Below are 245 nucleotides of genomic sequence, written 5' to 3'. Positions count from 1 at the left end.
TATTACAGTAGATAAAGGATCAGGTAGCTATATTTATGATATAACACCACCTAGTGGAGCGCTCCTTAGTGGTAATCCATTCACTGCGGTAGTAGGTAGTACAGCCTCTAAGGTAACCCACCAGATACCTTTGGGCTATATGCCAGGTATTTATACGGTAACGGTAACAGATACGAATCAGTTAAGTTGTTCTCCTACGATAGTAGTATTAACAGTGGCATCGGCTACTTATCCAGAGATAGAGG

General features: G+C 41.6%; 1 protein-coding gene. It reads left to right on the top strand.

Annotation, left to right across the window (positions count from 1 at the left end; all coding sequences use genetic code 11):
• Window positions 1–245 (top strand): hypothetical protein (locus HMPREF9441_RS18785; RefSeq protein ID WP_216593513.1); only part of this gene is annotated, 245 nt, incomplete at both ends.

This window comes from Paraprevotella clara YIT 11840 (genome assembly GCF_000233955.1).
GTDB classification, from domain to species: Bacteria; Bacteroidota; Bacteroidia; order Bacteroidales; family Bacteroidaceae; genus Paraprevotella; species Paraprevotella clara.
The sequence above is the reverse complement of the archived record's forward strand: the minus strand, read 5'-3'. Positions and strand labels throughout refer to the sequence as shown.